This is a genomic window from Paenibacillus marinisediminis (assembly GCF_054343325.1).
Window position 1 is genome coordinate 22,872 of sequence record NZ_JBTGUH010000014.1, and the last position, 15,921, is coordinate 38,792.

At 50.1% G+C, this 15,921-nt stretch carries 14 protein-coding genes; all 14 read left to right on the forward strand.

All coding sequences use genetic code 11. The features are described from left to right. The first annotated feature begins 133 nt into the window (after nucleotides 1-133). Entirely contained in the window at nucleotides 134-1,339 is a 1,206-nt protein-coding gene (locus tag ACXX53_RS20680; protein WP_458570583.1) for a polysaccharide deacetylase family protein, read from the forward strand. Between the two features lie 342 nt (nucleotides 1,340-1,681). Next, the gene (locus ACXX53_RS20685) at nucleotides 1,682-2,923 is read left to right on the forward strand and encodes an ATP phosphoribosyltransferase regulatory subunit (RefSeq protein WP_458570584.1); all 1,242 of its coding nucleotides are present in this window, start codon (nucleotides 1,682-1,684) and stop codon (nucleotides 2,921-2,923) included. A gap of 63 nt (nucleotides 2,924-2,986) precedes the next feature. Then, on the forward strand, nucleotides 2,987-3,616 hold the full coding sequence (gene hisG / locus ACXX53_RS20690; RefSeq protein WP_458570585.1) for an ATP phosphoribosyltransferase: 630 nt from the start codon (nucleotides 2,987-2,989) through the stop codon (nucleotides 3,614-3,616). A 19-nt stretch (nucleotides 3,617-3,635) separates the two neighbouring features. Then, nucleotides 3,636-4,928: a histidinol dehydrogenase gene (gene hisD, locus ACXX53_RS20695; RefSeq protein ID WP_458570586.1), complete on the forward strand. Its 1,293-nt coding sequence runs from the start codon at nucleotides 3,636-3,638 to the stop codon at nucleotides 4,926-4,928. Nucleotides 4,929-5,010: 82 nt separating this feature from the next. Continuing rightward, a complete protein-coding gene (hisB, locus tag ACXX53_RS20700; RefSeq protein WP_458570587.1) occupies nucleotides 5,011-5,622 on the forward strand; it encodes an imidazoleglycerol-phosphate dehydratase HisB in 612 nt (203 codons plus the stop codon). Between the two features lie 3 nt (nucleotides 5,623-5,625). Next, nucleotides 5,626-6,252: an imidazole glycerol phosphate synthase subunit HisH gene (hisH, locus tag ACXX53_RS20705; protein ID WP_458570588.1), complete on the forward strand. Its 627-nt coding sequence runs from the start codon at nucleotides 5,626-5,628 to the stop codon at nucleotides 6,250-6,252. A gap of 69 nt (nucleotides 6,253-6,321) precedes the next feature. Next, entirely contained in the window at nucleotides 6,322-7,059 is a 738-nt protein-coding gene (gene hisA, locus ACXX53_RS20710; protein ID WP_458570589.1) for a 1-(5-phosphoribosyl)-5-[(5-phosphoribosylamino)methylideneamino]imidazole-4-carboxamide isomerase, read from the forward strand. Between the two features lie 23 nt (nucleotides 7,060-7,082). Beyond that, nucleotides 7,083-7,841 (forward strand): imidazole glycerol phosphate synthase subunit HisF, encoded by a 759-nt coding sequence (gene hisF, locus ACXX53_RS20715; RefSeq protein WP_458570590.1) that lies wholly within the window; start codon nucleotides 7,083-7,085, stop codon nucleotides 7,839-7,841. Continuing rightward, nucleotides 7,838-8,587: a bifunctional phosphoribosyl-AMP cyclohydrolase/phosphoribosyl-ATP diphosphatase HisIE gene (gene hisIE / locus ACXX53_RS20720; protein WP_458570591.1), complete on the forward strand. Its 750-nt coding sequence runs from the start codon at nucleotides 7,838-7,840 to the stop codon at nucleotides 8,585-8,587. The genes hisF and hisIE overlap by 4 nt, the downstream gene beginning before the upstream one ends. A 196-nt stretch (nucleotides 8,588-8,783) precedes the next feature. Continuing rightward, nucleotides 8,784-10,532 (forward strand): stalk domain-containing protein, encoded by a 1,749-nt coding sequence (locus ACXX53_RS20725; RefSeq protein ID WP_458570592.1) that lies wholly within the window; start codon nucleotides 8,784-8,786, stop codon nucleotides 10,530-10,532. A 303-nt stretch (nucleotides 10,533-10,835) separates the two neighbouring features. Further along, entirely contained in the window at nucleotides 10,836-12,728 is a 1,893-nt protein-coding gene (locus ACXX53_RS20730) for a tetratricopeptide repeat protein (protein WP_458570593.1), read from the forward strand. 153 nt (nucleotides 12,729-12,881) lie between these two features. Continuing rightward, nucleotides 12,882-13,838 (forward strand): thioredoxin-disulfide reductase, encoded by a 957-nt coding sequence (gene trxB / locus ACXX53_RS20735; protein ID WP_458570594.1) that lies wholly within the window; start codon nucleotides 12,882-12,884, stop codon nucleotides 13,836-13,838. A 204-nt stretch (nucleotides 13,839-14,042) separates the two neighbouring features. Next, the gene (locus ACXX53_RS20740; RefSeq protein WP_458570595.1) at nucleotides 14,043-14,996 is read left to right on the forward strand and encodes an ROK family glucokinase; all 954 of its coding nucleotides are present in this window, start codon (nucleotides 14,043-14,045) and stop codon (nucleotides 14,994-14,996) included. A 31-nt stretch (nucleotides 14,997-15,027) separates the two neighbouring features. Further along, nucleotides 15,028-15,921, forward strand: coding sequence for an RNase adapter RapZ (rapZ, locus tag ACXX53_RS20745; RefSeq protein ID WP_458570596.1), 894 nt, complete (start codon nucleotides 15,028-15,030; stop codon nucleotides 15,919-15,921).

Here is a 15,921-nt window from a genome sequence, read left to right on the forward strand (position 1 = left end):
GTATCAGCTGGTACAGCGCAAGGGGATTTCATATTTTACATAACGTTTACTAAGTGAAAAAAAACATATGACAGCAATTCAAGAATATGCTAATTTTGTAATTGTGATCTACTACATTTAAATGAGGGATAAGATGAAGGTTAAGTATTTATTAGCTGTGCTGGTTCTGCTTCTGGCCATTCCTTGGCAGAGTCAAGTAGTTGAAGCTTCAAGTGCCTCATACGCTATTCAATGGAAGGATAAAAAATGGGAAGGCGCTGGACCGATCATGCGCAATGAAGAATGGTATATTCCGGCTGGAGTATTGAAAGATGCATACGGTGTAGACCTCAAGTCCTCTGAAGGTGGAATACTGCAATTAGCATCAACCTCGGAAACGAATCCGGCCTTTCGTTATCAACCTACGTATTATAAACAAGAAGTGATCACCATCATGTACCATAACGTAGAGAAGAATCCTACTGATCCAAGCTTTATATCGACTAAGCAATTTGAAGAGCAGATTAAAGCCATGCAGACAGCAGGCTTTCAATTCATATCGATGGATGACTATGTGCAGTTTATGTTGAATAAGAAGCCGATCCCGAATAACGCGGTGTTGATTACATTTGATGACGGCTATGAAACATTCTACACAGAGGCCTATCCTATATTGAAAAAATATAACGTACCTGCAACCAACTTTGTCATCGTGTCTGCCGTAGATAATAAGACGGGACGCAAGAAGATGACCTGGGACCAGATGAGAGAGATGAAAAAGGAAGGATACAGCTTCTACAGCCACTCCTATGATTCTCATGCATACAAACCCATTAACAGCAAAGGCGTAGTCAAGCCGATGCTGACCCATCAGCTGTATAATGAAAAGACGAAGAAGCTTGAAACCAGGGAGCAATATTTAGATCGAGTCAAAGCAGACCTGTCATTGGCCGAGAAACGGTTGAAGGAAGAGTTGAATAATACTTACGGAGTCATTGCATTTCCATACGGAGCCGCTAACAAGGATGTATTGCAAATAGCAAAGGATCTAGGCGTAAATGTTACGTTTACGGTTAAACCCGGCATTAATAATATCAATACCCGCAACGGCTTTCGCGTAAATGGCGGCAATCAGAAGATTAAGACAGAAGATCTGATTCGGCAGATGCGTAATCGGGGAGTAAAGCAAACGAAGAAAGTAAAAGAGCAAGTTCAATGGAATGGAATCCCGGTAGAGTTTAAATATAAGCCATTTATAGCTTCTGGACGTTGGTACTTATCGACGAAGGAACTAGAGAAGCAGTTCGGCTTAGTGATCAAGATAGACCAGAAGAACAAAGTCATCACCTTGTCACCGTAATCATAAATGGTAGTCAAGCATACGACCAAGAGCGCCCGCAGAAGCGGGCGCTTTTTTTATGGTAAACCATTGTTGCAGCAGCACGGTCATGACGCAAGATCACAGTTCAAAATAATGGAAGAATATGTAATAAGAGTCATGCGATATAGGTAGTCAGACATGTGGAGAGCCATTGAATTTTGATGAAATAAATGGACTTCTGGATCCCTAAAGGAGGATTGACGATGAAGGGAAGGCATGATAAGATACTTTTAATTTCTTTTACCTGCTAATAAGGTAACTTATTATCACTTTAATGTGTTAAATTAATAAATAATAAGCATGGTATACGAGGTGAGGCAGATGTCGAAGCCAAAAATGTTTGAGAAGCCTTCCGGTGTGCGTGATTATTTGCCGGAAGCTGTAATAAAGCTGCGTACGATTGAACAGCAAGCTCTGGATTGCATGTCTCGCTGGGGATATGCGCAGATCGTGACACCAACGATGGAATTCTACGAAACAGTTGGGATGGCTAGCTCAACTTCAGATCATAAGCTGTTTAAGTTGCTTAATCAACGTGGTACGACAATGGTGCTGCGTTCCGATATGACATCGCCTATTGCTAGAGTTGTTTCTTCCTTGCTGCAAGATGAGATGTTCCCTATTCGATTGTCATATCACGCGAATGTGTTTCGTTCGATGGAAGAAGAAGCGGGGCGAGAAGCTGAATTCTATCAGACAGGCGCTGAGTTAGTTGGTGATGGCACGCCGGAAGCCGACGCTGAGGTTATTGCGCTATCGATCGCTTGTTTAAAGGCAGCGGGTGTGTCTCGATTTAAAGTTGCGGTTGGACATCATCAGTTTCTCGAGGGACTGTTCGAGCATATTCTCCCCGATAAGAAGGATGAGCAGGCACGATTGAAGCAATGCCTTGTTCATCGAGATGTGGTTGGATATCGGGAGCTCGTCAGCACACTCGCTCTTGGACCGGAGCTGTCCGAGCGTCTGCTGGACGTACTGCGATTGCGCGGGGGAGAGTCGACATTTCAAGCGGCAAAGCAGATCGTGGATGAACCTTTGGTTCATTCTTCTATTGAGCATCTGGAGCAGGTGTGGGAAGTGTTGAAAGCATACGGAGTCAGCGAGCATCTAATGCTGGACTTGACGATGGTCGGCGATTTTTCTTATTACACAGGGCTCATATTTGAAGGTTATTCGATAGATCTTGGCTTTCCCGTGATGAGCGGCGGCCGTTACGATAATCTGCTGCAGCAGTTTGGGCGTCCTGCTCCAGCAACTGGATTTGCACTGAAGACGACTCGGTTGGTCGACGCGATCCGCGCAGAAGACCAGAGCGAAGCGAGCTTGCCGATATTGATTCAGTACGACGCGCTTGGTCGAGAGGGAGCGTTGGCTGAAGCGACAAAGCTGCGGGAAGCAGGTCAGATCGTCATCACGCAGCGAGTGGATACGAATGAAGAATTCGATGCGGTGAGCCGACACGATGACCAGACGCTGTGGTGGAGCGGCAGGAAGCTGAAAGACGTGATTGCGTATTCAGGGAGTACAGGTAAACAGATCGGAAACGGATTAAATAGAGAATAACAGCGAGCTAGATAGAGATAGCGGCAGGATGCGCACTCTATAACAGCAGAGAGGAGAGTCGAGATGGATGACTGGTTGAAGGTCGCGATGCCGAAAGGCCGTATCTATAAACGTGCCGCCGTTATGCTGCGCGATGCGGGTATTCCAGTACCGGAGGATGAAGATGAGTCACGGAAGCTCATTATAGATATCCCAGAAGCGAAGCTGCAATTCATCATGGCGAAGCCGGTTGATGTACCGACCTATGTGGAGTATGGCGCAGCCGATGTAGGTATTGTCGGCAAGGATGTCCTTATGGAAGAGAACCGAGATGTATACGAATTACTGGACTTAGGGATTGCGAGATGCCGGATGTCGGTGATTGGCTTGCCGGATTGGAAGCCGGTTATGCATCCGCGGGTTGCGACGAAGTACCCGAATGTGGCTTCGCAGTATTTTCGAGAACGCGGACAGCAGGTGGAAGTTATTAAGCTGAACGGCTCGATTGAGTTGGCGCCGCTCATCGGCCTTGCCGACCGTATCGTTGATATGGTGGAAACAGGCAAGACGCTGAAGGAGAACGGACTTGTCGAGATCGAGGAGATGTTCGGCATTACGAGCAGATTGATTGCGAACCGAGTGAGCTACCGGATGAAATATGACATGATACAAGATCTGTGCGACCGATTGCAATCGCAAATACCGGCGCGTTGATGAAAGGGGAGCGAAGAGGATGCGAATCGTTAAGGCAGCGGACTTTCAGTTAACACGAGAAGTGGATTATGGGACAGCGGAGCAGCTGGAGGCCGTTAAGCGCATGGTGCGGGAGGTGCGGGCGGAAGGCGATGCCGCGCTGTTCCGCTATACAGCGCAGCACGATCGATACGAGCTGACGGCCGATACGGTGCGCGTGAGTGAAGCGGAGATCATGGCGGCTTATGAGGAAGTGGAGCCAGGCTTCGTGGAAGCGATTCGCGCGGCGGCGGTGAATATCCACGCCTTTCACGAGAAGCAGAAGCGGAATTCGTGGATGGAGCTGCAGCCCGACGGCTCGCTGCTCGGTCAGATTCTTCGTCCGCTGAAGCGGGTTGGCGTCTATGTGCCGGGAGGGACGGCGTCCTACCCGTCCTCGGTGCTCATGAACGTGATTCCGGCACAGGTGGCTGGTGTGCCGGAGATCGTGATGGTCACGCCCCCTGCGACCGGCGGTCGCGCGGGCATTGACCCTTATATCCGCGTCGCCGCTGCGGAAGCCGGCGTGAAGGAGATGTACCGCGTCGGCGGCGCTCAAGCGATAGCGGCCCTCGCATATGGCACGGCAAGCATCGCGCCGGTGGATAAGATATGCGGGCCGGGCAACATCTATGTCGCGCTGGCGAAGCGGGAAGTGTACGGGGCGGTCGATATCGACAGCATCGCCGGCCCGTCGGAGATCGTCGTGCTGGCCGATCAGACCGCGGACGCCGCTTATGTGGCGGCGGATCTGCTCTCCCAAGCCGAGCACGACGAGATGGCTTCCGCGGTGCTCGTCACAGATAGTGCCGAGCTCGCAGAGCAGGTAAGCCGGGAGGTGGCGGCACAGCTCGCCCTGCTCCCTCGCCAAGCGATCGCCGCCAAGTCGATTGAGCAGTACGGCGCGATCATTATCGTCGATTCCATCGACGAAGGTGTCGCGCTTGTGAATCGACTTGCGCCGGAGCATCTTGAGATCGTCACCGAGGACCCGATGAATCAGCTCGCCGGCATCGAGAACGCCGGGGCGATCTTCCTCGGCAGCTATAGCTCGGAGCCGGTCGGAGATTACTTTGCTGGTCCGAACCACATCATCCCGACCAACGGAACGGCTCGCTTCTCATCGCCTGTAGATGTCGACATGTTCATGAAGAAGTCCAGTCTGATCCGCTACAGCAAGGAAGCGCTACTGCGTAACGGCGAGATGATTATGACGCTCGCTCGTCATGAGGGGCTGGAAGCTCATGCACGCGCGATTGAAGTACGACTGAAGCAAGAGGGCGGGAAAGCCTAAAGAACGAGGCATCATTAACGAACTTAAACAATCGGATGAATGGAACTATAGATAAGCTAAACGAGATATGAGGTGGATGGACATGCAGACTAATGAAGCCAATGTTCGCCTGCGTGAAGCGGCAATTGAGCGCAAGACCAATGAAACGGATATTTCGCTCTCCTTCGCGGTTGATGGGCAAGGGAAGAGTGAGCTTAGCACGGGAGTTCCGTTCTTAAACCATATGCTGGACCTGTTTACGAAGCACGGTCATTTTAACTTGAACGTACAAGCGGCGGGTGACACGGACATTGATGACCACCACACGGTTGAGGATATTGGCATCTGCTTAGGTCAAGCGCTTCGCGAAGCGCTTGGCGACAAGGCGGGGATCAAGCGTTACGCCTCTGTATTTGTGCCAATGGATGAGGCGCTGGCTCAGGTTGTGATCGATATTAGCAACCGACCGCACTTCGAGTATCGCGCACAGTATCCTTCGGCGAGAGTAGGCAGCTTCGATACGGAGCTCGTACATGAATTCCTGTGGAAGCTTGCATTAGAGTCCCGCATGACGCTGCATGTCATCATGCACTATGGCCAGAACACGCACCATATGATAGAGGCGGTATTCAAGGCGCTGGGTCGCGCATTGGATGAAGCGACGAGCATTGATCCTCGTGTGCAAGGAGTCCCTTCGACGAAAGGGGTGTTATAAACCATGATAGCCATCGTCGATTATGGAATGGGCAATCTGCACAGCGTGAGCAAGGCAGTGGAGCGGCTTGGCGTCCAGACGATGGTAACGTCTGACCCGCAAGACTTAGCCGCTGCGAGTGCGATTATCCTGCCCGGTGTCGGAGCGTTCGGAGACGCGATGCAGGCGCTTCATGCGACTGGGTTGGCTGATGTGTTGAAGAAGCTGGCCCATTCGGGGAAGCCTCTTATCGGCATCTGTTTGGGCATGCAATTGCTGTTTGAAACGAGCGAAGAGCATGGCGACCATGAAGGCTTGGGATTGCTGCGCGGTCGGGTTGTTCGCTTCAAGCCAGGCGATTACAAGGTGCCGCATATGGGCTGGAATGAACTGAAGTGGAAGCAGCCTGGGCATAAGCTGGTAAAGGGTTTGGATGAAGGTCATGTGTACTTCGTGCATTCCTATCATGTGCTGGCAGACGATTCATCGGATGTGCTGGCGGTATGTGAGTACGCGGGCAGAGAGGTTACGGCTATCGTCGCACGCAATAATGTATACGGCATGCAGTTCCATCCCGAGAAGAGCGGTCAGCTGGGTATGAAGCTTCTTCAGCAGTTCTTACACATGATAGCTGTAAATCATGCGGTTTAGATCGCGGCGCGACTGCGGCGTGCTATGTGTGCTTTAAGAAATGAAGGTTAGGGAAGGGGTGTTGATCATATGACAGCTACATTTACGATATATCCTGCTATCGATATTCGCGGCGGAAAATGCGTTCGGTTGGTGCAAGGGGATTATGCACAAGAAACGGTTTATCATGATCAACCGGAAGAAGCAGCCGCGGTATGGGCTGAAGCAGGAGCTGAATGGATTCATCTGGTGGACTTGGACGGAGCGAAGGAAGGCCGCCCGGTGAACGCTGATCTTATCGGACGTATCGCGAGCAGAGTCAGTGTGCCTGTGCAGGTAGGCGGCGGCTTGCGGACGGAATCCGACGTGGAACGATTGCTGGAGCTTGGCGTATCGCGAGTGATCCTCGGCACAGCAGCCATTGAAGATCGCACCTTCGTTGAACGCGTGCTTAAGCAGTATGGCAAGCAGGTTGCCATCGGTATCGATGCGCGCAACGGCTATGTCGCGACTCGCGGATGGCTGGAAACATCGGAAGTTCAGGCAGAGGTGCTGGTGCGCGAGTTAGCGGATAAAGGCGCGGAGACCTTTATCTTCACGGACATTTCACGCGACGGCATGATGAAGGGGCCGAATGTGGAAGCTATCGCAGCGCTAGCTCAAGCATCGGGCAAGAGCGTTATTGCGTCAGGCGGCGTAAGCACGCTAGCTGATCTGGAAGCGCTGGCGGTTCATGCACAAGATGGGGTAGGCGGAGCTATCGTTGGCAAGGCATTGTATACAGGAGCGATCGATCTGCGAGAAGCCATTGGGCTGATCGCAAAGTAAGCTATGGTGAGGGGGAGAGCTGAATGTTGGCTAAGCGAATCATACCATGTCTGGATGTAAAGGACGGGCGTGTCGTTAAGGGCGTTAACTTTGTACAACTTCGAGATGCGGGAGATCCAGTAGAGTTGGCGGCCCTATACGATCAAGAGGGAGCGGATGAGCTCGTATTCCTCGATATTTCCGCCTCCGTTGAAGGCAGAGCCACAATGATTGATGTGGTGCGCGAGACAGCGGGCAACATCACTATTCCCTTTACAGTCGGCGGAGGAATCTCGAGTACGGACGACATGATGCGCCTCCTGCGGGCCGGCGCGGATAAGATCGGCATCAATACGGCTGCTGTGCTTCAGCCGTCCTTGATCGCGGATGGAGCCCGCCGCTTCGGCAGTCAGTGCATCGTGGTTGCAATCGATGCACGATATAATGACGAATGGGCGGATTGGGAAGTGTACACGCATGGCGGACGCAAGCCGACTGGCATTCACGCGGTTGAATGGGCGAAGCGTGCCGCAGAGCTTGGAGCGGGGGAGATCCTGCTTACAAGTATGGATACTGACGGCACGAAGGATGGCTTCGACATTCCGCTGACACGCGCGGTCACGGATGCGGTATCCATCCCCGTCATTGCTTCCGGTGGAGCAGGTACAGCAGCCCACTTTGAGCAGGCATTCACGGAAGCCGGTGCGGATGCGGCATTGGCGGCATCCATATTTCACTATAAAGAGATCTCCATCGCGGAGGTGAAGGACGATCTGCGGTGTAAAGGAGTGGCAGTGCGATGAGCGCGGAACGAAGCAGCAGAGACAATCAACAAGCATTGGGCAGTGTATGGTCCGGCGAAGCGGCACGCTCCTTGATCAATCAGTTGACTTGGAACGAGCAAGGCTTGATCCCGGCAATTGTTCAGGACGCCTCCACTCATGAGGTGCTGATGATGGCCTATATGAGTCCTGAATCGCTGGAGCGGACATGCGAGCTTGGCGAGACGGTATTCTGGAGCCGTTCGCGACAGTCCCTCTGGCATAAAGGCGCGACATCTGGTCATACGCAGCGGATCGTATCTATGGCGGCTGATTGTGATAAGGATACACTGCTCATTGAGGTAGAGCCTAACGGACCTGCCTGCCATACGGGAAGCACCTCGTGCTTCTATGAAACGATGGGCGGCATCGATATTGGGTCTGGGCGTCAGACTTTAGACGCTTTAGAAATACTGAGTGATCTGGAAGCAATGATTGCAGACCGGGAGCGCGAGCGGCCGGAAGGCGCGTATACGACGTATTTATTTGAGAAGGGGATCGATAAGGTTCTTAAGAAGATAGGGGAAGAGTCAGCGGAAGTGATTATTGCAGCCAAGGGCTCAGACAAGCAAGAATTAATTGGTGAAACAGGCGATCTGCTGTTTCATGTATTAGTGCTTCTCAGAACTGCAGGTATCTCGCTGGAAGAAGTAATGTCGGAATTGGAACGTCGCCACAACGCACCGCGCCGCGATACCTATAATGAGTCTGGCAAGGTCAAATCTTAGGGCGGTGTTCATCATATACAATAAGCTGAGCCTTCGAATTTCCTATTCGTGTGTATCGAGTAATAGGAAGTGAGAGGGCTTTTTTAATACAAAAATAAATTTGCATAATCGAGCAACTTTTTCCAACATGTGGCGTTCATACCATTATAACAATTTTCATATCCATATGTTTGCAACATGAAAGGGAGAAGCAATCATGACATTACATTCAACTAAACGAATAATCAGTCTAGCAGTCAGCACGCTGCTTGCCGCACAGCTCCTTGGTATGAACCCCATCGTACACGCCGATTACGTCAAGACTAACGAATTAATATTAACGCCTGATAGCAGCGTGATGATGCTTAATGGGCAGAAGGTAACAGCGAAACAGCCAATTACGGAGAAGGAATATAAGACTTATGTTCCTCTAGCGAGTATCGCCCCTATGTATGGATACACGCTGTCTGTCGATTCGGTTAAGCATGAAGTGATCGCCAGCAAGGAAGGGACTTCGATCCGCTTCGCTATCAATACGACACAGATCATAATAGATGGACAACTGCATACCTCTTCAGGCGTTCTCTATACTCAAAATGGCAGCTTGATGGTCCCTCTGAGGACGTGGGCTCAAATAACGGGAAGCTCCCTTGCGGTTACTGGTAACCAGCTGACTCTAAGCTGGGATACCATGGTTAAGGAGTATGATCCGCCGATCGCTGATTTCTCAACAGATAAGACGGTATATAAGCAAGGTGAGAACATTTACTACTACGACCACAGCTATGACAACGAACTGGATATTGTACGAAGAACGTGGACTGGGAATGAAGCGGCATTTTTTGAAGAAGGCGAGCATGAAATAACGTTGGAAGTCCAGAACAGCAAAGGCTTGACGAGTTCTATCACGAAGTCCGTAACCATTACGAACGAGAAATTGTATTCTCCCGAAGAGCATGGCTTGATCTTCACTCCAGTTGGCGGGAAATATACGATCTCGGGTGGAGAAGTGCTCGACTATAAGCAGGTGCCTTACTTCTATATACCGGAACAGTTGAAGATGGTGCGCGCCAACAGCCCGGAGCTCTTGCAAGGAGATGAGGGGATTTCCTACAGGGAAACAGCTTCTGGTCCGCTTAGAATGAACATTCATAATCAGAATCGATCCAAGCGGGATCTGAAGGTGTATCTGTTAGCGACGAACCACCAGACCACAGATGTTGAACTGAATGTGGATGCGTTTGGCATGGGAGGTCCGACTCAGCTTGTGACAACAAGCGGTCAGGCAGCGGTAACGAGATTCCTTGAGTCGATCAATTCCGCACAGCAAGTGCGAACGATGAAAGTTCCAGCGGGAAAAACCATAATGGTGCTGCCAGAGATCAGTGCGCAGATTCTGAAGCCGGGCTTGACGATGACTTCCCATACCAATCTGTCATCTAATGGAGAGCTGGAATATTCCGTTGTCGTTGTAGAGCCTAGTACGAATCCAATTGAAGCTTTGCCTAAACTGAAGATTCTAGATCGTGACGGCAAGCATGTAAGAGGTACATTTTTAGAGGGGAACCGCACGTTTGTTGTTGATGGCCTGCTTGGAGAACAGAAGCAGCGATTGATCGTAGCTGATAACAGCAATGATCCTTACCTGGATGGAGTAGATTCAACCTCAGGGATTGATGAGATCAACTTCGGCAATAATGGCGTCCTGTACAACATGACGCTGGAGGTCGCTCCGCATACTGTGGTTGGCTTGAACGCTCGCGGGGGACATTACGCAGGTGCATTTCTCATTAATGGTCAAGTGGTCAAGGCGACAGAGCAGAGCATACTGAAGAATCCGAATGAGATAGGTGTGCTGCACCGAACAGGCGATAAAGTGGAGAAGGTGGACATTACCTTCGTGCTTGCCTCAGGCAGCAACATGCCGATTAATCTTCTGTTCATGCCTATACCCGATATGAAATAGCGCTCTTGAAAGAGCGAAAACAAGTATATTCGTTGAAACGTCTCTTGTCTAAAGAGGCGTTTTTGCGTTGGGGCTGTACATGGTGGGTGATGTGATCGAGTGGTTATGAAAAAGGTGTTAATGCGCTTGTAGAACCATTGCGATAATTGAAGACACGAGTTATAATAAGATAAGAATTATTATAAATTGAAAATCTCTCTCAATATGCATGTTGCTGTGTGATGAATGAGGGAAACAACGTAATCGTTATGGTATACTGAAGGGTATGTTTATAACGAAGACTGATCAGGAGGTGCCTTGGCTATGGCAGGACACAAGCCGCACTTAACCGGACCCGACATTCATCCGCATAATGTAGTCGTGTTTCCAGTAGGTGCAGCAGCCTATGCGGAACGCGCGATGAGAGCACTGGAGCGCCTTCAGCATGACAAGGCCTTACAATATTTCCGACGCGCAGCAGAGATTGAACCGGGCAATCCGATTCATCAATGCAATCATGCTGGAGTGTTGGCAGAAACCGGACAATACGAGCAATCAAACCATATTCTAGAGCATGTAGTCACCGAGATGGACCCTTACATGACTGAATGTTATTACTACATGGCCAACAACTGGGCTTATCTTGGGGAATTCGACACTGCGAAAGTCATGCTGGAGCGGTATATGTCGCTTGACCCGAAGGGGATGTACGCAGAAGAAGCAGAGGCCATGATGGACATGATTCACTATGAATTAAAATACGAAACATCACGCAGCCTGCCACGGAACCCTTCATCTAAAGGAAAGGGTAAACGAGAACTTGCGATGGAAGGCATTCAGGAGACCGCCTCATCTGAAGAGCATGAGGGATCTCATGCTGGTGATTCCTATGCTCAAGCTGAGTCACCGCATGGACGAAACGAGCAGGAGCAGGATCATCTTCGCGCGCGTAGATTACTGGAGGAAGGGCAATTCACGGAGGCAGTCCAAATCTTGCAGCGAATCACGGAAGAAGATCCAGACTATCTTGCCGCCGGGAATAATCTAGCTTTGGCTTACTACTATATGGGGCGATTTGAGGATGCAGTGATTACACTGAATCGCGTGTTGGAACGCGACAGCGGCAACTTGCATGCGTTATGCAACTTGGCGGTGTTCGAGCGCAACGCCGGTCACGAAGATGTAGTAACAGAGTTAATCAGCCTTCTTGCGAAGCTGGAGCCGCTTCATCGTGAACATAGCTATAAATTGGCTGCCACTATGGGTATACTAGGCGAACATGCTGAGGCGTACCGTCATTTGAAGCGAATCGTGGCGAATGGATCGACAAGCGACCCAAGTGTATATCATTATGCGGCAGTTGCAGCCTGCCACATGTCTCGCTATGATGAGGCCGCTCGTTGGTGGGCGATATGCCGAAGATTGGATATGGAATCGGGCATAGCCGCTTATTATTTAGAGCAGCTGCAGCGTCCTCGGCCAGATGGAATACTGGAGCCGCAGCCAAGCTATCATTATCGTTTACCTTATGATGAAGCAAGCCGCAGGCATCAGAGGCAGCCGCAGGTAGAAGTGCTGAGCCGTGATGAAGCCGATGAGGGGCCAGACAACGACTGGCAATCACGCATGAAGCGTGATCCATTAGTTCGCTCATCACTGTTCTGGGCGATTCGATTCGGCGATCTGCCGACGAGGCTGCAGGCACTTGAAGCGATGAAGATGATTGGCGATGAGGAAGCCATAGAAGCGCTGCGTTTTCTGCTAACCGATCCAGAGCAGAATCCATACGTGCGCCAGCTTAGCTATTATGCGCTGCGTCGACTTCAACAGAAGGGACCGCTGGAATATTTGGGTCCGAACGGTATGGAGATGCTGGAGGCGGATTACGCAGTAGATCATCTGCCAGAATGGCAAATGGCGTGGACACGAGTCATTGACAGCATTCGCAAGCAGATGGATGACCGCTATGAGCTGTACATCGTACACGATGCGGAAACGCTGTGGCTGGAATATTTATCTTGCTGTTACCCTGACACACCGAAGCTGATAAAAGCAGACGGTTGGGCAGCAGCGGTAGAATATGTGACTTCCAAGATGCATCAGCGGGAGCTAACCTATCATGATGTCGCAGCGCGATATCAAGTGTCGGCCGCGACCGTGAGCAAGAATGTCAAGCTGATTGAAGCCGTATGTCTTATTCAAGATAGACTGGTATAATGATAATGAATGATATTCCGATAAATACATCAAGTGATCACCAGAAGTGGTCACAAGCTGAATTCAGGAATGGGATTCAACTTTACGATTGACGGTTATTAAATCATTAACCACATAAATAGATAGGTGCGACGGAAAGGGGAATAATAATAAATGACGAATCAAATTTACAAATCAGTAGTAATCGGGACAGGCCCAGCAGGATATACAGCAGCTATTTACTTGGCACGCGCCAACCTTAATCCGCTCGTCATTGAAGGCCCGCAGCCAGGCGGTCAATTGACGACAACAACGGATGTAGAGAACTTCCCGGGATTCCCGGAAGGCATTACCGGTCCGGAATTGATGGACAGCATGCGCAAGCAAGCTGAGCGCTTCGGTACGACATTCAAAACAGGATTCGTCACAGACGTTGACGTATCTGAGCGCCCATTCAAGCTTCAAGTTGAAGGCATGGGTGAGGTTGTTACCGAAACACTCATCATCGCGACTGGCGCAAGCGCGAAATACATGAACATCCCTGGCGAACAAGACAACCTCGGTAAAGGTGTCAGCGCATGTGCAACATGCGACGGATTCTTCTTCCGCAACAAGAAGATCGTTGTTGTCGGCGGCGGCGACTCCGCGCTTGAGGAAGCTAACTTCCTGACTCGCTTCGCAAGCGAATTGACATTGGTTCACCGTCGTGATGAACTGCGCGCATCGAAGATCATGCAGGATCGTGCACGCGGCAACGAGAAGATCAAGTGGGCGCTGAATCGTACGCCGATTAATGTTGAAGCGACAGGTATGGGAGTTACAGGACTGCGCGTGAAGAACAATGAAACTGGTAAAGAAGAAGTCATTGAAACAGACGGCTTGTTCGTAGCGATCGGACATAAGCCGAATACGGACTTCTTGAAAGGCAAAGTCGAGCTTAACGAAGCTGGCTATGTCGTCGTTCAAGCAGGCTCCACTCTTACGAGCGTTCCAGGTATCTTCGCAGCGGGCGATGTGCAGGACATGAAGTATCGTCAAGCGATCACAGCTGCAGGTTCCGGCTGCCAAGCTGCATTGGATTGCGAGAAGTTCCTTGAAGGCAGCATGGTGCATGACTGGAGCGGCAACTAATACATCAAGACTCAAAAGCAAATTTCATCATAGATGAGATAGAGATACGGGGCCGAGAGGCTCCGTTTTTCCTTATTACACACCTTCTCTCCCCCGACTCCTAGGGGCATCAGGCAGTGACCCGTTCTCTTGACCTAACATAGGAGTTCACGTATAGTGGGAACAGAAGTGGGATACGAATATGAACACAAAGGTGGATGACGTATGTCTGAGCAACTCTATGTAGGTGTCGATTTAGGCGGTACAGCGATTAAAGTGGGTTTGGTCAATGCTGAAGGTAAATTACTACAAACTTTTGAAGGGCCAACTGAAGTACCAAAAGGACCTGATGCGGTCATCGATAACATTGAGAAATATGTTCGTCATATCGTGGAAGAGTCGCCCTATTCGTGGGATCAGGTAGTTGGCGTAGGCGCCGGTGTTGCAGGATTCACAAATGTTAAGGAAGGCATCATCTTACTCGCTCCAAATATCGGATTCAAAGAAGTTCCAATTCGCTCTATACTAGAGGAGCGCCTTCAGAAGCCGATCAAGATCGATAACGATGCCAATGTAGCCGCACTTGGCGAGGCTTGGAGCGGTGCGGGCAAAGGGATAGATCACTGTGTATGCTTTACGCTTGGAACAGGCGTAGGCGGCGGTATTATTGTTGGCGGTAAGATTCTGCAAGGCTTTTCCGGCCTTGCGGGTGAGCTGGGACATATCGCGGTTACTCCTGATATTGAAGCTATTCAATGCGGCTGCGGAAAGATGGGCTGTGTGGAGACAGTATCTTCAGCAACAGGAATTATTCGCATGGCTAATGATGCGGTTGAACGTGGAGATCGTACGTCGTTAGCGCATGTAGAGCACTCGATAACAGCGAAAGATGTGTTCGATGCAGCGAAGGCTGGAGATGAAGTGGCGATTCGAATAGTAAGCCGCGCGGCTCACTATTTAGGTAAAGCGATGTCTGCTGTAGCGGTTACGCTGAATCCTGAGCGCTTTATCATTGGCGGCGGTGTATCGAAAGCGGGAGATTTCTTATTTAATCAGATTCGTGAAACATTTATGAAATGTACTCCAGAACCGGTTACTCGCGGCGTTTCTATCGTTGCTGCGGAACTAGGCAATGATGCTGGAATGATAGGCGCTGCAGGTTTGTTCTTATATTCGTAATCGGATCGTACTAAAGAGAGGACGAACGAGCATGGAAATGACGGAAACCACTGCCCTAGCCAAGTTAGTTATCATAACCGGAATGTCCGGTGCGGGCAAGACAATAGCCGTCCAGAGCTTAGAAGACTTAGGCTTCTTCTGTGTGGACAATCTTCCGCCTGTACTGATTCCGAAGTTTGCAGAGCTTATAGAGCAGTCTAAGGGTAAGATTGGCAAGGTAGCGCTAGTAATTGATCTGCGCGGCCGTGAGTTCTTCACGGCCTTGTCAGAGTCGTTGAGCTATATTAGAGATCATTTTACAATTGGTTGTGAAATTCTATTCTTGGATGCTACAGATGGCGTATTGGTGCAGCGCTATAAGGAAAGTCGCCGCCGTCATCCGCTGATGCCGGATGGCTTGCCGCTGGATGGCATTAAGATGGAACGCAAGCTGTTGGAAGACTTGAAGGGCATGGCCTCCCTAGTGATTGATACGAGCAGTCTGAAGCCCGCACAATTAAAAGAACGCATTATTTCTCGGTTTATGCAGGCGAATCAGAACCTGATGTCGATCAATGTAACATCGTTTGGCTTCAAGTATGGAGTGCCTATCGACGCAGACCTTATATTTGATGTGCGTTTCTTGCCTAATCCGCATTATGTCGACTCCTTGCGACCGCGAACAGGTCAAGACGCTGAAGTATATGACTATGTGATGAAATGGCCGGAGACTCAGCAATTTTTATCTAAATTATTGGATATGCTCAATTATCTAATACCGCAGTATCATAAAGAAGGTAAGAGTCAATTGGTTATCGGCATTGGATGTACGGGCGGCAAACACCGCTCTGTTGCTATTGCTGAATACATCGGTCGAATGATAGGCGCAAGTGATACGGAAAATGTGCGCGTCAGCCACCGCGATGCGGAGCGAGATCGCCACTGA